Annotated in this window: 18 protein-coding genes and 1 pseudogene; 5 read left to right on the top strand and 14 right to left on the bottom strand. The window is 71.3% G+C overall.

Annotated features, from left to right (window positions below):
• A pseudogene (locus MKK60_RS01815) lies at positions 1-226 on the top strand (acetamidase/formamidase family protein); the annotation flags it as partial.
• A 40-nt stretch (positions 227-266) separates the two neighbouring features.
• On the opposite strand, the gene MKK60_RS01810 reads toward MKK60_RS01815, so the two are convergent.
• The 4 genes from MKK60_RS01810 to MKK60_RS01795 all read right to left on the bottom strand — a co-directional run bounded on the left by MKK60_RS01810 (position 267) and on the right by MKK60_RS01795 (position 6787).
• Positions 267-2567 (bottom strand): spermidine synthase, encoded by a 2301-nt coding sequence (locus MKK60_RS01810; RefSeq protein ID WP_243983617.1) that lies wholly within the window; start codon positions 2565-2567, stop codon positions 267-269.
• Between the two features lie 161 nt (positions 2568-2728).
• On the bottom strand, positions 2729-4285 hold the full coding sequence (gene guaA, locus MKK60_RS01805) for a glutamine-hydrolyzing GMP synthase (protein WP_147728849.1): 1557 nt from the start codon (positions 4283-4285) through the stop codon (positions 2729-2731).
• 137 nt (positions 4286-4422) lie between these two features.
• Positions 4423-5421: an alpha/beta hydrolase gene (locus tag MKK60_RS01800; RefSeq protein WP_243983616.1), complete on the bottom strand. Its 999-nt coding sequence runs from the start codon at positions 5419-5421 to the stop codon at positions 4423-4425.
• A 64-nt stretch (positions 5422-5485) separates the two neighbouring features.
• The gene (locus MKK60_RS01795; RefSeq protein WP_243983624.1) at positions 5486-6787 is read right to left on the bottom strand and encodes an RsmB/NOP family class I SAM-dependent RNA methyltransferase; all 1302 of its coding nucleotides are present in this window, start codon (positions 6785-6787) and stop codon (positions 5486-5488) included.
• 202 nt (positions 6788-6989) lie between these two features.
• Here MKK60_RS01795 and MKK60_RS01790 point away from each other — a divergent pair, with 202 nt between their 5' ends.
• Positions 6990-7160: a hypothetical protein gene (locus MKK60_RS01790; RefSeq protein ID WP_243933395.1), complete on the top strand. Its 171-nt coding sequence runs from the start codon at positions 6990-6992 to the stop codon at positions 7158-7160.
• Between the two features lie 36 nt (positions 7161-7196).
• On the opposite strand, the gene panE is transcribed toward MKK60_RS01790, so the two are convergent.
• The 3 genes from panE to MKK60_RS01775 all read right to left on the bottom strand — a co-directional run bounded on the left by panE (position 7197) and on the right by MKK60_RS01775 (position 10758).
• Complete coding sequence (gene panE / locus MKK60_RS01785; RefSeq protein ID WP_243983615.1) at positions 7197-8144, bottom strand: 2-dehydropantoate 2-reductase; 948 nt, start codon at positions 8142-8144, stop codon at positions 7197-7199.
• A gap of 55 nt (positions 8145-8199) precedes the next feature.
• Positions 8200-9693: an IMP dehydrogenase gene (guaB, locus tag MKK60_RS01780; RefSeq protein ID WP_147728108.1), complete on the bottom strand. Its 1494-nt coding sequence runs from the start codon at positions 9691-9693 to the stop codon at positions 8200-8202.
• Between the two features lie 183 nt (positions 9694-9876).
• A complete protein-coding gene (locus MKK60_RS01775; protein WP_243983614.1) occupies positions 9877-10758 on the bottom strand; it encodes a DUF3313 domain-containing protein in 882 nt (293 codons plus the stop codon).
• A gap of 265 nt (positions 10759-11023) precedes the next feature.
• On the opposite strand from MKK60_RS01775, the gene MKK60_RS01770 reads away from it, so the two are divergent.
• Together MKK60_RS01770 and MKK60_RS01765 are read left to right on the top strand one after the other, a co-directional pair.
• Complete coding sequence (locus tag MKK60_RS01770) at positions 11024-12445, top strand: MFS transporter (RefSeq protein WP_243983613.1); 1422 nt, start codon at positions 11024-11026, stop codon at positions 12443-12445.
• A 41-nt stretch (positions 12446-12486) separates the two neighbouring features.
• On the top strand, positions 12487-12903 hold the full coding sequence (locus tag MKK60_RS01765) for an MAPEG family protein (protein ID WP_243983612.1): 417 nt from the start codon (positions 12487-12489) through the stop codon (positions 12901-12903).
• 33 nt (positions 12904-12936) lie between these two features.
• Here the strand turns inward: MKK60_RS01765 and MKK60_RS01760 are convergent, their stop codons facing one another.
• Positions 12937-13449, bottom strand: coding sequence for a DoxX family protein (locus MKK60_RS01760; RefSeq protein ID WP_243983611.1), 513 nt, complete (start codon positions 13447-13449; stop codon positions 12937-12939).
• 78 nt (positions 13450-13527) lie between these two features.
• A complete protein-coding gene (locus MKK60_RS01755) occupies positions 13528-14802 on the bottom strand; it encodes a multidrug effflux MFS transporter (protein ID WP_243983610.1) in 1275 nt (424 codons plus the stop codon).
• A 191-nt stretch (positions 14803-14993) separates the two neighbouring features.
• Between MKK60_RS01755 and MKK60_RS01750 the strand changes: the two genes are divergently transcribed.
• Entirely contained in the window at positions 14994-15167 is a 174-nt protein-coding gene (locus MKK60_RS01750; protein WP_147728777.1) for a YqaE/Pmp3 family membrane protein, read from the top strand.
• Positions 15168-15246: 79 nt separating this feature from the next.
• On the opposite strand, the gene MKK60_RS01745 is transcribed toward MKK60_RS01750, so the two are convergent.
• From MKK60_RS01745 to MKK60_RS01725, 5 genes are all read right to left on the bottom strand, one after another.
• On the bottom strand, positions 15247-16740 hold the full coding sequence (locus tag MKK60_RS01745) for a L,D-transpeptidase family protein (protein WP_409567348.1): 1494 nt from the start codon (positions 16738-16740) through the stop codon (positions 15247-15249).
• 152 nt (positions 16741-16892) lie between these two features.
• On the bottom strand, positions 16893-17642 hold the full coding sequence (locus tag MKK60_RS01740; RefSeq protein ID WP_243983609.1) for a DUF1796 family putative cysteine peptidase: 750 nt from the start codon (positions 17640-17642) through the stop codon (positions 16893-16895).
• A complete protein-coding gene (locus MKK60_RS01735) occupies positions 17639-18592 on the bottom strand; it encodes an acetyl-CoA carboxylase carboxyltransferase subunit alpha (RefSeq protein WP_243983622.1) in 954 nt (317 codons plus the stop codon). Before MKK60_RS01735 ends, MKK60_RS01740 begins: the two co-directional genes overlap by 4 nt.
• 187 nt (positions 18593-18779) lie before the next feature.
• Complete coding sequence (locus MKK60_RS01730) at positions 18780-20153, bottom strand: PleD family two-component system response regulator (RefSeq protein WP_147728255.1); 1374 nt, start codon at positions 20151-20153, stop codon at positions 18780-18782.
• 61 nt (positions 20154-20214) lie between these two features.
• Positions 20215-20586, bottom strand: coding sequence for a response regulator (locus MKK60_RS01725; protein ID WP_147728258.1), 372 nt, complete (start codon positions 20584-20586; stop codon positions 20215-20217).
• Between the last annotated feature and the right edge of the window lie 55 nt (positions 20587-20641).

The following is a 20641-nucleotide window of genomic DNA, read 5'->3' as shown; positions in this document are numbered from 1 at the left end:
GTTCGCCGAGACGCCCACCGACCTGATGACGATCGGCCTGCACGAGAGCCTCGACGAGGCGATGCGGCAGGCGGTGCGCGAGATGGTGCGCCACGTCTGCGCCCGCACCGGGCTGACCCGCAACCAGGCCTACATGCTGTGCTCGCTCGCCGGAAACCTGCGCATCACCCAGACGGTCGACGGCAACAAGGGCGTCCATATGCTCATGCCCAAGACCGCCCTGTGAGCGTTGCCCGGTGCGCGCCGGCGCCGATCGATAAACCCGGTCAGCGCCCGGGCGCGGGCGTGGCGTCGCCGCGCGGGCGCATCATGTCGAGGAAGGCCTCCAGCACGTTGGCGTAGTCGTCCGTCCAGGGCCGCCGCGTCATGTCGGGGACGACGGGCGTCCAGCCGAGCCGCGCGGCCTCCCGCCGGATCGTTGCATCGCGCGTTGCGATCACCACCATCGCCGGAGCGCGGAAACGCCGTTCGATCGGCTCGACGATCGGGTCGATGCGCTGGAGAAGCGCGAGGCCCTGTTCCGCCGCGGCACGGGCGAGCGCCGGCCGCAGGTCGAAATGCTGGTTGGAGATGTGGAGCGCCAGCACCCCCTGCGCGTCGAGGCGGTCGCGGTAGAGCGCCAGGGCCTCGCCGGTGAGCAGGTGCATCGGGATCGCGTCCGAGGAGAACGCGTCGACGATCAGCACGCGGGTCGGCTCGGTCGCGCGGGCCAGGGTCAGGCGGGCGTCGCCCTGGACGATGCGGGCCGACGGCGCGCAGGCGGAGAGGAAGCGGAACAGGCTCGGATCGTGCGCGATCGCGACGACCACCGGATCGATCTCGTAGAATGTCCAGGCTTCCCCGGCCCGCGCCTGGCAGGCGAGGCTGCCGGCCCCGAGCCCGACCACCGAGACCCGCGGCACCGGCCCGTAGGCGCGGCGCGCGACCTCGAGGACGTCGGCGATGGCGTTGCCGGTGGCGTAGTAGGTCGTCGGCTCCGGCGGCCCGACAACCGGGCTGCCGTCGTCCTCGCGGATGCGCATGGCGCCGTGCAGGGTCGTGCCGTGCGAGAGCAGGCGGAAGCGTCCCTGCGGATCGGTCTCGATGCGGTGGACCCCGAAGAAGCTGCGGCGGCTCTCGATGTCCTGGATCGTCAGATGCGGCATCGCCAGCACCAGCCCGCAGAACAGGGCGGCAAAGCCGAAGGCCGCCTGCGGCGCGCGCCAGTTCAGCAGCAGGACCGTCATCATCACGCCCGCTGCGGCGCGCGGCGCCGCGTCGGGAGCGTAGCGGACGAGGATGGCGACCCCGACCAGCCCGGCAAGCGTCCCGACAAGGCGACGCATCGCCACGATGCAGACGGGGCGGGCGCGGACGAAGACGCCGGGACGGCAGGCGAGCGCCGCCACCAGCAGGATCGGATATTCGGCGATCGTCGCAAACAGCCGCGGCGCGATCAGGGCCGCGAACAGGCCACCGAGCATCCCGCCGAGCGAGGTGCAAAGATAAAACTCGGTCAGCCGGCCCGGCTCGGGGCGCAGGCAGAAGACGGCGCGGTGGGCGACGAGGCCGGCGACGAAGCAGAGGCTGAGGCTGAGCGGCAGGTCGACGGCGAAGGGCAGCCGGCCGACCACGGCCGCGCCGAGGACGATCGCGGTCCCCCAAGCCTGCGCGGCGGCCAGGGGACGGTCCGGCAAGGATGCGAGCGGGCGGAAGGCGATGACGAAGGTCAGGAGGTAGAGCGCCAGCGGCAGCACCCACATCAGCGGGATGGCGGCCACATCCGTGGTGATGTGCGCCGTCACGGCGACGAGCAGGCCGGAGGGGACGGCCGACAGGCCGATCCAGGCGCCGCGCCGCGCCAGGCTCGGAGCCGCGTGCGCCGTGCCGGTCGTCCGCGCCGGCGCGACGATCCCGTGCGCGCCGCCTCGGCCGACGACCGTGAGCGCGCAGGCCGCGACCGCGGCCGCGGCCGCGGCATAGCCGGCGGACCACAGCCTGGTCTGCTCGGCGAGCCCGAGGATCGGCTCGATCGCCAGCGGATAGGCGATCAGGGCGGAGAACGAGCCGAGATTGGAGGCGCGGTAGAGGAAGTACGGATCCTGTGCCCGATCGTTGCCGGACCGGGCGAACCACGCCTGCAGCAGCGGAGCGCTCGCCGACAGGGCGAAGAACGGCGCGCCGATCGAGGCCAGGAACAGGCCGACGAGCCAGACGGCCTCGTCGCCGCCTTGCGCCGCGGCGTCCAGCGAGACCGTGATCGGCAGGAACGCCGCCCCGGCGAGCAGCACGAGACCGTGCAGCGCGACCGAGGCACGCAGCGACAGCCAGCGCGTCGTCGCATGCGCGTAGGCGTAGCCCGCGAGCAGCAGCCCCTGGAACACCACCGTCGCGACCGACCACACCGCGGGCGTGCCGCCGAGGACGGGAAGGACGCGCTTGGTGAAGATCGGCTGCAGGACGAAGAGCAGGAACGCCGCCAGGAGCAGCGTACCTGCGAATACGAGGGTCTGGACGAGGTCGAGGCCGATCGCTGCCGTCCGGCCGGACGGGTCGACGCCGATCGGTTCGGCTTTGCTGGCGGTCATGGTTCGCAATCCCCCACCCGAGGCGGCGAGGCGCGAAGGTTAGCCGAGCGGCATTAACTGTCCCTCATCGACCAGTCACCATCTTCATGACTCAAGAGAAATAATGTGCGGGTCCGTAGCCCTGACCGGCCGTGCAGCGATGCGAGCAGCAAAAACCCGGGTCATTCCCACTCGATCGTGCCGGGCGGCTTCGAGGTGATGTCGTAGGTGACGCGGTTGATGCCCTTGACCTCGTTGATGATCCGGGTCGCGACCCGGCCGAGGAAGGCCATGTCGAACGGGTAGAAGTCGGCCGTCATGCCGTCGACCGAGGTGACGGCGCGCAGCGCGCAGACGTGGTCGTAGGTGCGCCCGTCGCCCATCACGCCGACGGTCTTGACCGGCAGGATCACCGCGAAGGCCTGCCAGATCGTGTCGTAGAGGCCGGCCCGGCGGATCTCGTCGAGGTAGATCGCGTCGGCCTTGCGCAGGGCCTCCAGCTTCTCCGGCGTGATCGTGCCGGGACAGCGGATCGCGAGCCCGGGCCCCGGGAACGGATGGCGGCCGACGAAGGCGTCGGGCAGGCCGAGCTCGCGCCCGAGCACGCGGACCTCGTCCTTGAACAGCTCGCGCAGCGGCTCGACGAGCTTCATGTTCATGCGCGCCGGCAGGCCGCCGACGTTGTGGTGGCTCTTGATCGTCACCGAGGGGCCGCCGGAGAACGACACGCTCTCGATCACGTCCGGGTAGAGCGTGCCCTGGGCCAGGAAGGCCGCGCCGCCGATCTTCTTCGATTCCGCGTCGAACACGTCGATGAACAGGCGGCCGATGGTCTTGCGCTTCTCCTCGGGGTCGCTGACGCCGGTGAGGGCGTCGAGGAACAGGTCCTGCGCCTGCACGTGGACGAGCGGGATGTTGTAGTGGTCGCGGAACAGCCGCACGACCTCCTCGGCCTCGCCCATGCGCAGCAGCCCGTGGTCGACGAAGACGCAGGTGAGCTGATCGCCGATCGCCTCGTGCAGCAGCACGGCCGCCACCGACGAATCGACGCCGCCCGAGAGGCCGCAGATCACCTTCTCGGATCCGACCTGCTCGCGGATCTTGGCGATCGCCTCGGCGCGGTAGGCGCCCATGGTCCAGTCGCCCGAGCAGCCGGCGATGTCGCGCACGAAATTGCGGATCAGCAGGGCACCGTGCGGCGTGTGCGCCACCTCCGGGTGGAACTGCACCGCGTAGTAGTTGCGAGCCTCGTCGGCCACCGCCGCGAAGGGGGCGTTCTTCGAGATCGCCACGGTGGTGAAGCCGTCGGGCAGCTTGGTGACCCGGTCGCCGTGGCTCATCCAGACGGGGTAATGCTCTCCGACGTGCCAGACCCCCTTGAACAGGGGGCATTCCGAGATGATCTCGATCTCGGCGCGGCCGAACTCGGCATGGTGGCCGCCCTCGACCTCGCCGCCGAGCTGGGCCGCCATCGTCTGCTGGCCGTAGCAGATGCCGAAGACCGGGACGCCCGAATCGAACACCACCTGCGGGGTTCGCGGCGAGGCGTCGCTCGTCACCGATTCGGGGCCGCCCGACAGGATCACGCCCTTCGGCCGCGTCTCGGCGAAGGCCTCCGCCGCCTTGGTGAACGGCACGATCTCGCAATAGACCCCCTCCTCCCGGACGCGCCGGGCGATGAGCTGGGTCACCTGCGAGCCGAAATCGACGATCAGGATCTTGTCGTGGTCGGTGTTCATGCTTCTCGCGTTAGACGAGGCGATTGCGCCGTGCAACGCAGCCGTCGCATGCGGGCCGCGCGCGCCTGTTCACGACGCGCATGGGCACGGGATTCCCCCTAGGCGCCCGGGCGGAGGCGCGGGCGTCGCGGTGTCCATCACGTCGCCAGGAACCCGCGCACGCGAAGCCAGGCGAGGAACAGGTTCGGCCACGCCGCCACCGGCGTGCCGGGCGGCCCGAGCCCGAAACCGTGGCCGCCGCGCTCGAACAGGTGCATCTCGGCCGGTATCTTCGCCCTGCGCAGGGCGGTGAACATCAGGAGCACGTGGTCGCAGACCGCGATCGGATCGTCCATCGCCTGCGCCATGAACATCGGCGGCGTGTCGGCGCGGACCTGCACGTCGACCGAGTAGGTCCGCATCTCGACCTCGGTGACCTCGTCGCCGACGAGCACGCGGCGGGTGGAGGTGCCGTCGAAAGGCGCCTTCATGGTGATGACGGGATAGAGCAGCCCGGCGAGCGCCGGGCGGTACGGCAGGGCGTCGTGCGCGTCGACCGGCGGGTAGAGGTTCTGGTTGCCGACCGCGGTCTCGCCCATCAGGTGCCCGCCGGCCGAGAAGCCCAGCACCCCGACGCGGGCGGGATCGATGCCGAGCTCGGTCGATTGCGCCCGCACCAGCCGCACCGAGCGCTGCGCGTCCTGCCGCGGCGCATCGGGGCCGTTGTCCCAGCCCTCGCCGGGCAGCCGGTAGATCAGCAGGAACACGGTGATGCCGGCCGCCGTCAGCATCTGGCCGACGGGCACGCCCTCGTTGCCGATGTCGATGAAGCGGTAGCCGCCGCCGGCCGCGACGATCATCGCCGATCCGTTCGGCTTGTCCGGCCGGATCACCAGCAGGCAGGGGCGCTCGACCTTGGTGATGACGCCGCGCGCCGTCTCGTCGAAGCGGTAGCCGTTCGGATCCGGACCCTCGCCGCCGCCCGGCGGATCGCCCGGCCAGAGATCGATGACCTGGAGCTGCGCGCCGGGTGCCGTCCGCGGCAGGGCCGGGACCAGCTCGCCCGGCGGGTTGGGCGGGGCTTGGGCATGCGCGGCGCCCTGCCCCGCCATCGCGGCCGCGGTCGCAGCCAGGAGCGTTCTCCGGTCCAGGCCCATCGGTCTCCTGCGGTGTCTTCGGAATCGCTCGGACAACGCCGGCTGGACGGAGCGGTTGCGATCCTCAGCCGGCTCGCGCCAGGGTCGCGACGTAGAACCCGTCCGTGCCGGTTCGCGCCGGGCTCATCTGCAGCCCATGCGTGGTGAAGCGCAGCGTCTCCGCCAAGCCCGGGGCATGGGCCTCGGCGACGTCGCGTGCCGGCACGACCGCGAAGGCCCCGGCGCCGCGCGCGAGGAAGCCGGCCACCGCGTCGTCGTTCTCCGCCGGCAGGAGCGAGCAGGTGACGTAGGTGATGCGGCCGCCGGGGCGCACCAGCCGGCCGGCGCGGTCGAGCACCGTCGCCTGCTCGGCGACCCGCGCGGCGAGGCTGTTCGGGCGCAGGCGCCACTTCGCGTCGGGGTTGCGGCGCCAGGTGCCGGTGCCGGTGCAGGGCGCGTCCACCAGCACGCGGTCGGCCTGTCCGTCGAGGTCGGCGAGCACGTCCGTGCGCACCCGGCCGCCGCGGGGCGTGCGCACCTCGGCATTCGCGCCGGAGCGCCTCAGGCGCTCGTGGATCGGCGCGAGGCGGCGCGGGTCGTCGTCGGTGGCGATCAGGCGACCGCCGTTCCCGGTCAGTGCCGCCAGCGCCAGGGTCTTGCCGCCGCCGCCGGCGCAAAGGTCGACGATCGTCTCAGCCTCGCCGGCGCCCGTCAGCATGGCGGCGAGCTGCGAGCCCTCGTCCTGGATCTCGTACCAGCCGTCGAGGAATTCCGGCTCGACATGCAGCGCCGGCCCGCGCCCGTCCGCGCCGATCGGGACGCGCAGGCCCATCGGCGCGTGCGGCGTCGGCGCGGCCGCATGGTGGGCGAGGCCCGGCATCGCCGCCGCCCGGTCGCCCTTGAGGGCGTTGACGCGGATGTCGAGGGGCGCACGCCGGGCGAGCGCCTTCAGCTCCGGCAGGAGATCGGCGCCGAGGATCGCCTCCAGCTGCGGCAGCACCCATTCGGGGACGTCGCCCGCGACGTGTGGCGGCGCGTCGGCAAGGTTTCCCTCGGCCAAGCGCCGTGCCTCGTCGTCGTTGAGCTTCTCCGGCGCGAAACCCTCGCCGCTGAACAGCGCCGCGATCGAGGGGGCGGCGAGACCCTGCTGCAGCCGCAGCGACCCGAGCAGCACCGCGCGCGGGCCGTCGTCGCCCATGACCCAGGCGGCCGAGGACCGCCGCCGCAGGGCGTCGTAGACGAGGCTGGCGATGCCGCCGCGGTCGCCCGATCCGGCGAAGCGATGGCTCAGGCCCCAATCCTTGAGGGCGTCGGCGGCCGGTCGGCGACGACCGGCGATGTCGGCGAGCACCTCGATGGCGGCGGCGCAGCGGGCGGCTGGAGTCAGGACGGTCTCCTTTGGCGGATGAAGGCGTGTCGCGAGCGCGATAGACCCGCAGCGCCCCGCCTGTCGAAGGAAATCCGCGCGGCCACGATACGGCCACGCTTAACCCGCGCCGCGGACACGATACGGCCGAGCTTCCGGCACGATCGGCGCTCAGACCTGCAGGCTCCGACGGAACCCGCCGTCGCGAAGGCCGGAAGAACCCATGTCGCCCGTGATCCACCTCAGCCTCGCCGGCATCCTGATGTTGGCGGTCGCCGCCTGCTCCACCGCACCGGCCGCTCCCGACCTGACGCCGCCGCCGCGGCGCCCGCTCGATGCCAAGACGCAGCTCGAATACGGCAACCCGCCCCCGCCTCCCGGCCCGCGCTACTGAAGGATATCCGGATCTCGGCCCGCGCGGGCCGAGATCTCAGGCCGCCTGTTCGCGGGCGCGGCGGCGCTCATAGGTCTTGAGGCCGGTGAAGACCCGCTCGAGATGTGGCAGCGCGGTGTCCGGCGTGACCGAGCGCCCGCGGGCGATCAGGTCGCCGACGACGTGGTCGGCCTCGATCCGGCCCCTGCCCTCGATGTCGCGCAGCATCGAGGCGGTGAGCGGCGCGCCTTCCGTGGTCAGCATGGTCCGGGCCTGGGCCGCCACCTTCTCGCGCGGCGCGAATCCGTTCGCCGCGGCGATGGCGAGGCATTCGTCGTGCAGGCCGGCGATGAAGTCGCGGCCGCCCTCGGCCCCGACGATGTCGCCGACGGTGCCGCGCATCAGGGTGGTCGCGCCGGCCAGCGTGGCGAGGAACACCCACTTCTCCCACATCTCCAGCACGATCCTGTCGGACAGGCGCGGCTGGAACTTCACGTCCCGCATCAGCGTCTCGATCGCGTCGCAGCGCTCGGATCGGGAGCCGTCGCGCTCGCCGAAGGTCAGCGTGCAGAAGTCGCTCATGTGGCGGATTGCGCCCTCAGGCCCCAGCGTCGCCGCGATGGCGCAGGAGCCGCCGAGCACGCTGGCCGCGCCGAAGCGCGCGTCCAGCGCGTCGAGATGCGCCATCCCGTTGAGGATCGGCAGGATGGCGGTGCCTTCCCCCACCGCCGGCGCGAGGTCGTCGAGGGCGCCGGCGAGGTCGTAGGCCTTGCACGAGAGCAGGACGAGGTCGAAGCCGCCGGCCGCGGGCAGCGCGGCCGCCGTGACGGTCTTGGGCGCGGCGAGATGCAGGTCGCCGAGCTTGCTTTCCACGACGAGCCCGTTCGCCGCGAGCTTGTCCGCGCGCGCCGGGCGGACGAGGAAGGTCACGTCGCGCCCGGCCTCCGCGAGCCGCGCCCCGTAATAGCCGCCGGTCGCCCCGGCCCCGACCACCAGCACCCGCATCGTCGCTCTCCGAAACACCGTTTCCCGCCGGACCCGCCCGTGACGCCGCCCCGCCTCAGGTGCGCGAGGGGTAGTTCGGGCTCTCGCGGGTGATCGTCACGTCGTGGACGTGGCTCTCGCGCAGGCCGGCATTGGTGATGCGGATGAACTGCGCGCGCTCCTGGAACTCCGGCACGCTCGGGGCGCCGACATAGCCCATGGCGGCGCGCAGGCCGCCGGCGAGCTGGTGCAGGACGGCCGCCACCGGGCCCTTGTACGGCACCTGCCCCTCGATGCCCTCGGGCACGAGCTTGTGGGTGTCGTTGACCTCGGCCTGGAAGTAGCGGTCGGCCGAGCCGCGGGCCATCGCGCCGACCGAGCCCATGCCGCGGTAGCTCTTGTAGGAGCGGCCCTGGTACAGGAACACCTCACCGGGGGCCTCGTCCGTGCCGGCGAGCAGCGAGCCGAGCATCGCCACCGAGGCGCCGGCGGCGATCGCCTTGGCGAGGTCGCCGGAATACTTGATGCCGCCGTCGGCGATCACCGGGATGCCGGCGTCGTGAGCGGCCTCGACCGCCTCCATGATCGCGGTGAGCTGCGGCACGCCGACGCCGGCGACGATGCGGGTGGTGCAGATCGAGCCCGGCCCGATGCCGACCTTCACCGCGTCCGCGCCCGCGTCGATCAGCGCCTGCGTGCCCTCGCGGGTCGCGACGTTGCCGGCGATGACCTGCACGGCGTTGGAGAGCTGCTTCACCCGGCGCACGCTGTCGAGCACCTTGATCGAGTGGCCGTGCGCGGTGTCGACCACGATCACGTCGCAGCCGGCATCGATCAGGCGCTCGGCCCGCTCGAAGCCCTGGTCGCCGGTGGTGGTGGCCGCCGCGACCCGCAGCCGGCCCTGCTCGTCCTTGACCGCCTTCGGGTAGGTGACCTGCTTCTCGATGTCCTTGACCGTGATCAGGCCGATGCAGCGGAAGTGGTCGTCGACCACGAGCAGCTTCTCGATCCGGAACTGGTGCAGGAGGTGCTTGGCCTCGTCCTGCGTCACGCCCTCGCGCACCGTGATCAGCCGGTCGCGGGTCATCAGCTCGGAGACGGGCTGGGCCGGATGCGTCGCGAAGCGCACGTCGCGGTTGGTGAGGATGCCGACGAGCTTGCCGCGCGAGCCGTTCGGGCCGCGCTCGACCACCGGGATGCCGGAGATGCGGTTGGCCTTCATCACCTCGAAGGCGTCGGCCAGGGTCTCGTCGGGATGGATGGTGATCGGGTTGAGCACCATGCCCGACTCGTACTTCTTGACGAGGCGGACCTGCTCGGCCTGCTCCGCCGGCTCGAGGTTGCGGTGGATGACGCCGAGGCCGCCGTTCTGGGCCATGGCGATCGCCATCGGCGCCTCGGTGACGGTGTCCATCGCCGAGGCGACGATCGGCAGGTTCAGGCTGATGGTGCGCGTCAGCTGCGTCGCGACGTTGACCTCGGTCGGCATCACCGACGAGGCGGCCGGACGCAGGAGGACGTCGTCGAAGGTCAGGCCCTCGATGATCGAAGCGGAGCTGATACGGGCCATGAGCCAACGGTCCTGAAGGGCTGCCGGGCCGACGCGAGATCGGGTTCGGCATGGAGCGGGTTGGCACGGGCCAGTATCATGCGGTGGGGTGCCCGCAAAGGCGGCAACCCGGCGCGGCACGGGATAAACCCCGCGTGGGCCGGTTGCGTCCGCCGCATGGCGTCCGCGACCGCCCTTCCCGCCTCAGCGGACGCGCGGCCCCTTGTCGGAATAGTCCGGCGGCAGGCCGATGTAGTCGGTGAGGATCCCATCGAGGCCGGGCGCCCGGCCGAACGCTTCGCAATCGGGGTCGAGGGGCGCCTCGCCGAGCGTGGTCACCCGGATGCGGTTCCAGTTCGGCAGGGTCAGCGGCGCCTTGAACGGGTCCTCGCCGGTGGCGAGGTAGAACCCGAAATCCTGGCCGAAATCGCCGGCGAGATCGTAGGCGTCGCTGATGTGCGAGTAGCGCGGCTGGCTCGTGAACGAGTTGGCCGCCCCGCCCCAGACCATCGCCGCCCGCTGCTCGTGGCGGCGGTCGAGCGCCTCGGCCTCGACGGTGAGGCTTCCGAGCCCGATCGGCACCCGCGGGATCGGGATGCGCCCGAGGCCCTCGGCGAAGCCGATGCCGACCTGGCCGGCGACGGTGACGGCGGCGGAGGTGCCGATGGTGGCGCCGGCGCCGATCAGGTCGGTCGGGTCGACGCGGGTCACCTGGGCGCGCACGGTCAGGTCGGCGTTGCGGCTCGACACCACGTCGTAGCGCAGCGACAGCTCGTAGCAGAGCGCGCGGTCGGCGTTGTTGGCGACCAGCCGGCGCTCCGCCTCGCTGATGCCGACCGCACCGGAGACGTTGGCCGGGAACTGCGTCGGGATGATCCGGACGGTCCTGGTCCGGGCGAGCGCGTCGGCGTCGGCGTAGAGGCGCGCCGTGGTCGAGGCCTCGGTGCTGGCCCGGAGCCGGTCGTAGCGGCTGAGCGAGCCGACATCGTTGAGGAGCACGGTGCCGCAGGCGCCGAGGACGAACATCACCGCGGACGCGGCGACGAGCCGCGGCAGCGATCGGGGCAGTGTCGACGGACGAAGCATCCTGTCACTTTCGCGGGTGTCGCCGCGTCGTCCCGGGCGCCGCCGCCGAGGAGCGGGGCGCCGCGCGGGGACACGGCATCGTTACCGTAAAGCTTAAGGCCGATCCGGCCTGCTCGGAAGGGTTGCGGCGCGGTTCAGCCATGTTCGGAAACAAAGCGTGGCCGATCCGCCACGGATCGACCGGGCGCACATCCCGTGTCAAGCGCTGCGCCGCACGCCCGGCCGTCGCCACGATGCCGGGTGCCCCGAACGCTTGCCCGGCCCGATGCGCGCATCCCAGATCGTCCCCCTCGTCGTCGCCACCGCCCTGTTCATGGAGAACACCGACTCGACGGTGATCGCCACGGCGCTGCCGACCATCGCTCAGAGCCTCGGCGAGGACCCGATCGCCCCAAAGCTCGCGCTGACCGCCTACCTCGTCAGCCTGGCGATCTTCATCCCCATCAGCGGCTGGATGGCCGACCGCTACGGATCGCGCACGGTGTTCCGCGCGGCGATCGCGGTGTTCATGGCGGGCTCCGTCGCCTGCGCCGTCTCGAGCGGGCTCGCCGGCTTCGTCGGCGCCCGGTTCCTACAGGGCTTGGGGGGCGCGATGATGGTGCCCGTCGGCCGCCTGGTGATCCTGCGCAGCGTGCCGAAGGCCGAGCTCGTCTCGGCGCTGGCCTACCTGACGATCCCGGCGCTGATCGGCCCGATCATGGGGCCGCCGCTCGGCGGCCTGATCACCACCTATCTCGACTGGCGCTGGATCTTCTTCATCAACATTCCGATCGGCATCGTCGGGATCGTGCTCGCGACCCTGTTCTTCGAGGACGTGCGCGAGCCCGAGCGCCCGCCGCTCGATCTCGTCGGCTTCGCCATGCTCGGGCCGGGGCTCGCCGCGCTGATGCTGGGGCTGGCCTCGACCGGCCGCCACCTGCTGCCGGCCTGGATGTCCTGGGCGAGCCTCGGCGGCGGCGCGGTGCTGCTCGCGCTCTACTTCCGGCACTCGCGGCGGATGGCGCATCCGATCCTGCGCCTCGACCTCATGCGTCATCCGACCTTCCGCATCGCGGTGGTCGGCGGCAGCCTGTTCCGCATCGGTACCGGCGCGATCCCGTTCCTGCTGCCGCTGATGCTCCAGGTCGGCTTCGGGCTCGATCCGCTGCAATCGGGGCTGATCACCTTCGCCGCGGCGGCCGGCGCGATGTTCGTGAAGACGATCGGCCCGCGGATCCTGCGCCGCTACGGCTTCCGACCGGTGATGGTGGCGAACGCCGTCCTCGCCGCGCTCTTCCTCGCGGTGAACGGCCTCTACACCGCCGACACCCCGCATTGGCTGATGCTCGGGATCCTGTTTCTCGGCGGCTGCCTGCGCTCGATCCAGTTCACCTGCGTGAACGCCATCGCCTACGCCGACCTCGAGAAGTCAGAGATGAGCGCGGGCACGAGCCTCGCCAGCGTCGCGCAGCAGATCTCCTTGAGCCTCGGCGTGACGCTCGGCGCCCTGGCGCTCGAAGGCGCCGCCGAATGGCATGGCCGCAGCGCGATCATGGCGGCGGATTTCGGCCCGGCCTTCTTCGCCGTCGCGCTGATCTCGGCGGTCTCGGTCTTCGCCTTCCGCCAGCTCGCGCCGGATGCCGGCGCCGAGGTCTCGGGCCGGATGATCGCGCGTGCCGCGCCCGCCGCCGCACCGGGCCGGCCATAGGTGCAGGCTCCCCTCCCACGGTCCGCTCGCGGAGGCTGCGCGTGAACGTCTCGATCCTGCAACCGCTGATCGTTCAGATCGGGCTGATCGTGGCGCTCTACGTCTGGCTGTCCGTGGCGCGCCTGCGCGCTGTGAGCCGCGGCGAGGTCGCGTACGACGCCTTCGTCCTCGGTCGCGACGAGCCGCGGCCGATCGCGCGGATCACCCGCAACCTCGCCAACCAGTTCGAGCTGCCGGTGCTGATGGTCGGCTGCGTTGCGCTTCTGGCGGCTTTCGGCGAGGTCGGGCGGTTCGACGTCGCCTGCGCCTGGCTGTTCGTCGCCGGCCGGGTCGTGCACACGGCGGTGCAGACCCTGACCGACGACGTGAAGCTGCGCGGACGCGTCTTCGGGATCAATTTCGTGGCGTTCCTCGGGATCGCCGGGCATCTCGGCCTGGTCGCCCTGGGGTCGCGGTAGGCCGCTCGGAGCGCATGCTCCGGCGCGGCCGCCTCAGGCGGCCTTGGCCCGGCGCGGCCGGTTCGCGTTGGCGCTCGCCTTCGGGGCGCCCCTGGCGGCGGGCTTCGCTGCGGGCTTCGCCGCTGGGCGGCCGGTCGCGTCGGCGCGCCAGCCCTGCCAGCTCCAGGCGCCGGGTCCGGCGAGCGCGTAGATCAGGAAGCCGCCGGCGAGCCCGAGGTCGGCGAGCAGCAGCGTGCGCTCGGCCGCGGCCGCCGGGCCGGAGAACTGCCAGAAGGCGTGGAGCAGCATCGCCGTGAGCCCGGCGAACCCGGCGAGGGCGACGCCGGTGATCCGCGGCAGCACGCCGACGATCAGCGCGAGCGGCCCGAACACCTGCACGACGACGGCGAGCGTCGCCACCGCGTTCGGGGCCGGCACGCCGGCGCCGGCCAGCGTCAGCGCGAAACCGGAGACGTTGAGGGCGCGGGCGATGCCGGTCGGCAGCAGCGCGGCCGCCAGCAGAAGGCGCGCGGCGAGAAGCAGTCCGTCCTGGGCTCGGGCGATCACGGGTGGTCTCCGGTGGTCTGAGGCGAGGACGGCATCGTCGTCCGCACCGCTGAAGACCGGGTTAAGTCGCCCCCGCGCTCAACCGGAAACGCCGCCGCGGAACAGGCGTCCGCGCTCGGTCCACGCCACCACGAGGAGTGCGGCCGCGCCGAGCCCGGCATAGCCGAAGGCGATCGGCAGGGTCGTGCCGTCGAAGCACTGGCCGATCGCGAAGCCGCAGAGCGCGCCGAGGATCGTCGTGTAGAACCCGAGGAACGAGGAGGCCGTGCCGGCGATCGCGCCGAGCGGCTGCAGGGCGAGCGCGTTGAAGTTCGGCATCGCGAAGCTGATCAGGAACTGGTTGCCGGCGAGCACCGCGAGGAACAGCGCCAGCGGCGGGTGCCCGCCATAGGCGAGCCCGATCGCGACCTGCCCGAGCGCCACCGCGACGAAGGTTGTCAGCCCCGCATGCGACAGCGCCCGCATCCCGAGGCGGCCCACCACCCGGGCGTTGACCAGGGTCGCCGCGCCCATGGCGCCCGCGACCAGCCCGAAGGCCAGGGGGAACAGCGCGCCGAGGTGGTAGAGCCCGGTGTCGAACACCTGCTGGGCCGAGCCGACATAGCCCATGATGCAGCCGGTGAGCAGGCCGAGGGCGGTGGCGTAGCCGATCGCGACGCGACAGCCGAGCGTGGTCCGCAGGGCCTGCCCCGTCGCGGCGAAGGAGAGCGGCCGGCGGTATTCCGGATGCAGCGTCTCGGGCATGCGCGCTAGGAACCAGAGCGCGAGCAGCCCTGCGAGCGCGAGCATCGAGACGAAGACGTAGGTCCAGGAGCCGAGCGCGAGCATCGCCCCGCCGATCGCCGGCGCGATCATCGGCACGATCAGGAACACCATCATGGTGAAGGACATCACGCTCGCCATCTCGCGCCCGGCGAAGCGGTCGCGCACGATCGCGGTCGAGAGCACCCGGCCGCCGGCCGCACCGAGCCCCTGGATCACGCGGGCGGCGAGCAGCCATCCGAACGACGGCGCGACCATCGCGAGCAGGGTTCCGGCGACGTAGACCAGCAGGCTGCCGATCAGCACGGGACGTCGCCCGAGGGCGTCGGAGACCGGGCCGTAGACGATCTGGGCCGAGCCGAAGCCGATCATGTAGACGTAGATCAGCCATTGCAGGTGGTTCGGGTCGACGACGCCGAAACGGGCCTGGATCGCCGGGAAGGCCGGCAGCAGGTTGTCGATCGAGATCGCGGTCACCGCCATCATCAGCGCGACGATCGCCACGAACTCGACGAAGCCCGGCCCGGTCCAGGGACGCGCGCGCGGGATCGCCTGGCCTTCGGGCGGATGGGGCCGGATCGGTGCTGTCACGGGAACGCCCTTGGCGGCGCGGGAACACCTCCGACGGGAAGGGCCGCACGGGCCGCCTCATCGGGGCGGTTCGCGGCGGGGATGTGGCCGGCGCATGCACGGGACGCCGAGGAGATCCCCCGCCGGCTGCTGGAACGGAAACGGCCTAGCTTCGTTGCATCGCCAACACTCGCTGCATACCCGGAGTTCCCGTGTCGACGCTCGTCCGCATCCTTCTTGCGATCTTCCTGCCGCCGATCGCCGTGCTCGTGACCAACGGCATCGGCCTGCAGTTCCTCCTCAACATCGTCCTGACGCTGATGTTCGGCCTGCCCGGCATGATCCACGCGCTCTGGCTGATGAACCGCGACCGCCCTCTGCTCTGAGCGGCATCGCCGAAACGAAGACAGCCGCCGGTCGCGCGACCGGCGGCTGTCTTCGTTCGACCGAGCGCGTCGCGATCGGTCAGGGCTTCTCGGGCTTGTCCGTCCGAAGCGCGGTCGTCGTCACCTTGCGCACCGGGCGCGGCGCGGCGTGAGCCACCTTGACGGTCTGCGCGGCGACCTTCACCGGCTCGGCGACGACCGCGTCCGCCGTCGGCGTCGCGGGTGTCGGCGTTGCGTCTTTGTCGAAGACCTTGCCGAGCAGCGTCCGGTAGGTGCCCGGATCGTCGTCAGCGCCGGCGACCGTGATTCGCGCCGGCTTGGCCTTCGCGGCTTCCTTGACCCCATCGTCGCTGGGGTCGGGCTGCTTGGCCATCAGCGTCCGCGTGGCGGGCTTCGCCGCATCGGGCTTGGCAGTGCTGGGCTTGCTCGCATCCGCCTTGCCGCCCTTGGCGAGGGCTGACGCTGCGGCCTTGGTCGGGATCGGCGCCTCGGGCGCGGCGGCGAGCATCACCGGACGGCCCTTGGCGTCGACCTCGATCTCGCGCGGGCCGGCAGCCAGGCTCTCCGGCCGGCTGACGTCGCCGAGGTTGTGCCGGCCGTAATCCTTGGCGCTGTAGGGCAGCTCGGTCTCGGTGCCGCCGAGGTTGGCGAAGGCGGTGGTCTGCTCGGCGCGGAACACCGGGTTGCCGCCGCCGTCGTCGTAGACCACCCGCGTCGCCGGCGTGCCCTTGGCGACGAGCTCGGTGATCTCCTGGTTGTCGTGGGTGCGCTTCTCGGCGACGAGCGGATCGACCTTCGGCGTGCACGAGCCGGCGGCGGCATCCGCGCCGCCGAACACGTACTTGGTGCCGCAGACCCCGACCTTCGGCTCGTCGCGCAGGGCCTCGAAATAGTCGGCGCCCTCCTTGAGGTTGCGCCAGAACGGAGCGTTCGGGTCGTTCCGGTACTTGGCCATGTTTTGTGCCGTCATCCGGAACGGATACGACTGGAACTGGAACGCGCGCTGGCCGCCGGCGAAGGCCTCGCGAGCGACCGCGTAGATCTCCGACATCGACGCGTCGGTCATCGCGAAGCACCCGGCCGACGAGCAGGTGCCGTGGACCATCAGGTAGTTGCCGGTGCTGCCGTTCGCCCGGTCGTAGGCGTTCGGGAAACCGGTGTCGAAGGAAAGGTAGTAGGACGAGTTCGGGTTCATCTGGCCCGGGGTGATCGTGTAGAATCCCTCCGGCGCCTGGCGATCGCCCTGCTTGCGCTTGGGCCCGAGCTGGCCCGACCAACGGCAGATCGGGTAGATCTTCAGGAGCGCGTAGCGACCGTCGGTCCCGCGCTTCCACACCTCCATCTCCGCTTCCTTCTTGTAGGCGCGGATCAGGATCGGGTCGCTCTGCTGCATCCCCTTGGTCTGCATCAGGGACAGGGTCTGGGGCGGGATCGGCGTGAGCGAGCGCGTCGAGGCGCCGTTGATCATCCCGTCCTGGCAGCCGCCGAGGGACAGGGCGGCCGCGACGGCCACGGGCGCGATCAGGCGGGACGCTCTGTGGAGACTTGCAACGGCGAACCGGCGCACAGCCATGGGGGAACCTCGTCCTCGAACACACCGCGCGCGGGCCTTGTTGGCAGCCGTCGTGCGTCACTCCCCCACTCTCTAGCTTTGGTAAGCTTACGCCTCCGTTACCGCAAGGATCCGCCCCCCGCCGACCTCGGCGCCACCGGCCCCGATGTGGATCACGGGGACGGGCGCAGGGTGCGCCGCGACTCCGCCGCGATCAGGTCGACGAGGAACGCGTCGTCGACCGGGTCGGCCAGGCGCAAACCGACTGATGCGGAAGAAGTTTCGACCGTCAGCCAGCGCAGGTCGGGGCGCGTCGGCTCGGCCGCCACGACGCGCCTCGCGGGGCTGCCCGGCACGTGCTGCAGAAAGGTTAAATGGTTCCCCGATCCCCGCCGTGCCAAAACGTCACAGATGCCGTAGGCGACCTCGGGCGGCGTGTGGAGGTGGGTCAACAGCCAGAATCGGTTCTCGGCGACCGGGTTCGACAGGGCGATCCGCAGGCGGCGGACCCCTTCGGCGAGGAAGCGGAAGTCGGCCTCGTCCGAGGCCGGGTCGTGGTGGTTGAAGACGCATGCGAGCCCGTAGCGCTCGCGATACAGCCGGTGGCGCCCGCGCCAGATGCCCTCGCCCTGCCGCTCGTCCAGGGGGATGGTCTCGAGCTGCGATCGATCCAGGAGCGCGGCGAAGTCGTCGGCGAGGCAGTCGCGAACCATCCCCGGCATGGTGAAGATCCAGTCGAACGGCCCCGACCAGGTACGCAACCCGAGCGTCTTCAGCACGTGCGCCATCTGGCAATGGGCGCCCAGGGAGACGTGGTTGACCGGGCCGGGCTCGCGCTCGCTGCCGAGCAGGCCGCCGAGCCTGCGTCCGAGCCCGCGCAGGAAGCCGGTGCCGTAGGGGCCGCCGGGTTCCGGCCGGCTCACAGGCGCCGGCCGATCTCGAGGAACTTGCGGGCGCGGCGGTCGCGGATCTCGTCGGGGGCCACGCCGTCGAACTCGGCCAGCGCGCCGGCCAGGGAGTCGCCCGCCGCGGCGATGGCGCCGGCGCGGTCGCGGTGGGCGCCGCCGGTCGCCTCGGGGACGATGGTGTCGATGATGCCGAGCCGCATCAGGTCCTGCGCGGTGATTTTCATGGCGGTGGCGGCGTCGGGCGCACGGCCCTGGTCGCGCCACAGGATCGAGGCGGCGCCCTCGGGCGAGATCACGCCGTAGATCGCGTGCTCCATCATCAGGACGCGGTTGGCGGTGGCGAGCGCGATGGCGCCGCCCGACCCGCCCTCCCCGATCACCAGCGCGACGTTCGCCACGCCGAGGCCGAGGCAGGCCTCCGTCGAGCGGGCGATGGCCTCGGCTTGGCCGCGCTCCTCGGCCTCGATGCCGGGGAAGGCGCCGGCGGTGTCGACGAAGGCCAGAACCGGCAGCCCGAACCGGTCGGCGAGCTCCATCAGGCGCACCGCCTTGCGGTAGCCTTCCGGGCGGGCCATGCCGAAATTGTGCCGCAGGCGCGTCTCGGTGGTCGCGCCCTTCTCCTGGCCGAGCACGCAGACCGGCCGGCCGCGGAAGCGCCCCATGCCGCCGACGATCGCCGCGTCCTCGCCGAAGCCGCGGTCGCCGGCCATCGGCGTGAAATCCTCGATCAGCCCGGTGCAGTAGTCGACGAAGTGCGGCCGCTGCGGATGCCGGGCGACCTGGGTCTTCTGCCAGGGGGTGAGGTTGGCGTAGATCTCGGCCAGCGCCTGCGCCGCCTTCGCTTCCAGCCGCCCGACCTCCTCGCTGATCGCGACGGCGCCGTCGCGGGCGCCGACGGCGCGGAGTTCCTCGAGCTTCGCCTCAAGCTCGGCCACGGGCTTCTCGAAATCGAGGTAGGAGCGCATCGCCGCCATCGTCGTCACAGTACTCCCATCCGAAGGCCGGTGCGGCTGCGGCGCTGGTGCCGAAGGCCCCGGCCGCGAACGGCGCAGGGTGTTGGCGAAGCGCGGACGGGTGTCAACCGGCGGACCTTCGCCGCAGGGATGCGTCCGTTCCAAGCGTGCGCGCCGAATCCGGCGACGATCGGACGGGTCAGGCCGCCTGGGCCTCGACGCGGTTCCGCCCCAGCGCCTTGGCGCGGTAGAGCGCGAGGTCGGCGCGCTTCAGCATCTCGCCGGGGCCGACATCCTCGGGCTGACGGGTCGCGACGCCGATCGACACGGTGACGGGGACGCTGCGTGTGTCGCGATGGATCGAGAACGGCATGCCCTCGATCCGCTCGCGGATGCGCTCGGCGATGGCGTGGGCCTCGGCGAGGCCGGCATCGGGCAGGATGATGACCACCTCCTCGCCGCCGTAGCGGGCGACGATGTCGATGGTGCGGGTGTGCAGGCGGACGCGGTCGGCGAAGGTGCGCAGCACCTCGTCGCCGGCTTCGTGGCCGTGGGTGTCGTTGATCGCCTTGAAGTGATCGATGTCGAGGATCAGCCCGGCGACCGGGCGCTCGCGCAGCCGCGGATCGGAGAACAGGCCGGCGAGGTGGTTGTCGAGGTAGCGCCGGTTGTGCAGTCCGGTGAGCCCGTCGGTGACGGCCATCTCCATCGACGCCTGCACCGCGCTGCGCAGAACCTCGGAGAATCGCTTGCGGCGGATCTGGGTGCGGACCCGCGCGACCAGCTCGTTGCGGTCGATCGGGCGGAGCAGGTAGTCGTGGACACCGAAATCGAGGCCGCGCACGATGCGGGCGCGGTCATGCGCCTCGGCCAGCATGATCAGCGGCACCTGCCGGGTCCGCTCCAGGTTGCGCAGCTGGCTGCACAGGCGCAGCCCGTCGAAGCCCTCGAGGTCGAGGCTGACCAGGACGAGGTCGAAGCCGCCCTCGGCCGCCACGTGGATCGCCGCCTGCGGATCGGTCTCGAGCGTGACCGCGTGGAACTGGCCGAGCGCCGCCGCCATCCGCTCGGCCGAGCCGCGCCGATCCTCGACCAGCAGCAGGCTGGCGTTGAGGCCGGTCTCGGCGGTGGCGAGAGCCAGCGGGTCGCCCATGCCGAACTCGCGCGAGGCGAGCGCGCGGCTGCGCAGCTCGTCGGTCACGGCCTTCAGGCGCACGAGGCTGCGGACGCGGCTGAACAGCGCGGTGTCGTCGATCGGCTTGGTCAGGAAATCGTCGGCGCCGGCGTCGAGGCCCTTCAGGCGGTCCGAGGGTTGGTCGAGGGCCGTGACCATCACCACCGGCAGGTGCGCGGTGAGCGGGTTGTTCTTGAGGATGCGGCAGACCTCGAACCCGTCCATGCCGGGCATCATCACGTCGAGGAGGACGAGGTCGCACAGGCCCTTCTCGCAGATCGCGATCGCGTCCGGGCCGTTCATGGCCGCGACGGTGTCGAAGTATTCCAGCGCGAGCTTCGTTTCGAGAAGCTTCACGTTCGGGAAGAGGTCGTCGACGATCAGGACGCGGGCCGACATCGTTCCTCGCACAAGGTTTCAGCGGGCGATCGCAGGCGCCGTCGAGGGCTCGATCCGGACCCTACTTGTCGGCAAGATACGTGCGAACCGTTGCCAAAAACTTCGCGACGGAGATCGGTTTGGACAAATATGCCTCGCAACCGCCCTCGAGAATGCGTTCCTCGTCCCCCTTCATGGCGAAGGCGGTGATGGCGACGACGGGAATGTGCTTGAGGTCGTCGTCCTCCTTGAGCCACTTGGTCACCTCGAGCCCCGAAACCTCGGGAAGCTGGATGTCCATCAGGATCAGGTCGGGATGGTGGGCACGCGCGAGCTCGATCGCCTCGATGCCGTTGGCCGTCTTGAGGGTCGCGTAACCGTGGGCCTCCAACAAGTCGTTGAAGAGCTTCATGTTCAGTTCGTTGTCCTCGACGATCAACACCGTTTTCGTCATCACGCTTCGATCCCGGTGCCGCCGCGCGTCCTTTACGGGACGTTACCCGACCTCA

Source organism: Methylobacterium sp. J-092 (assembly GCF_022829325.1).
Lineage (GTDB): Bacteria > Pseudomonadota > Alphaproteobacteria > Rhizobiales > Beijerinckiaceae > Methylobacterium.
The sequence above is the reverse complement of the archived record's forward strand: the minus strand, read 5'-3'. Positions and strand labels throughout refer to the sequence as shown.

What these genes read in the sequence shown, in the direction of transcription:
- MKK60_RS01800 (WP_243983616.1), bottom strand. Translation starts at nt 5,421, where the DNA reads ATGGGCCTGGACCGGAGAACGCTCCTGGCTGCGACCGCGGCCGCGATG.
- guaA (WP_147728849.1), bottom strand. Translation starts at nt 4,285, where the DNA reads ATGAACACCGACCACGACAAGATCCTGATCGTCGATTTCGGCTCGCAG.
- MKK60_RS01735 (WP_243983622.1), bottom strand. Translation starts at nt 18,592, where the DNA reads ATGCGCTCCTACCTCGATTTCGAGAAGCCCGTGGCCGAGCTTGAGGCG.
- panE (WP_243983615.1), bottom strand. Translation starts at nt 8,144, where the DNA reads ATGCGGGTGCTGGTGGTCGGGGCCGGGGCGACCGGCGGCTATTACGGG.
- MKK60_RS01775 (WP_243983614.1), bottom strand. Translation starts at nt 10,758, where the DNA reads ATGCTTCGTCCGTCGACACTGCCCCGATCGCTGCCGCGGCTCGTCGCC.
- guaB (WP_147728108.1), bottom strand. Translation starts at nt 9,693, where the DNA reads ATGGCCCGTATCAGCTCCGCTTCGATCATCGAGGGCCTGACCTTCGAC.
- MKK60_RS01770 (WP_243983613.1), top strand. Translation starts at nt 11,024, where the DNA reads ATGCGCGCATCCCAGATCGTCCCCCTCGTCGTCGCCACCGCCCTGTTC.
- MKK60_RS01810 (WP_243983617.1), bottom strand. Translation starts at nt 2,567, where the DNA reads ATGACCGCCAGCAAAGCCGAACCGATCGGCGTCGACCCGTCCGGCCGG.
- MKK60_RS01730 (WP_147728255.1), bottom strand. Translation starts at nt 20,153, where the DNA reads ATGTCGGCCCGCGTCCTGATCGTCGACGACCTCTTCCCGAACGTGAAG.
- MKK60_RS01790 (WP_243933395.1), top strand. Translation starts at nt 6,990, where the DNA reads ATGTCGCCCGTGATCCACCTCAGCCTCGCCGGCATCCTGATGTTGGCG.
- MKK60_RS01745 (WP_409567348.1), bottom strand. Translation starts at nt 16,740, where the DNA reads ATGGCTGTGCGCCGGTTCGCCGTTGCAAGTCTCCACAGAGCGTCCCGC.
- MKK60_RS01725 (WP_147728258.1), bottom strand. Translation starts at nt 20,586, where the DNA reads ATGACGAAAACGGTGTTGATCGTCGAGGACAACGAACTGAACATGAAG.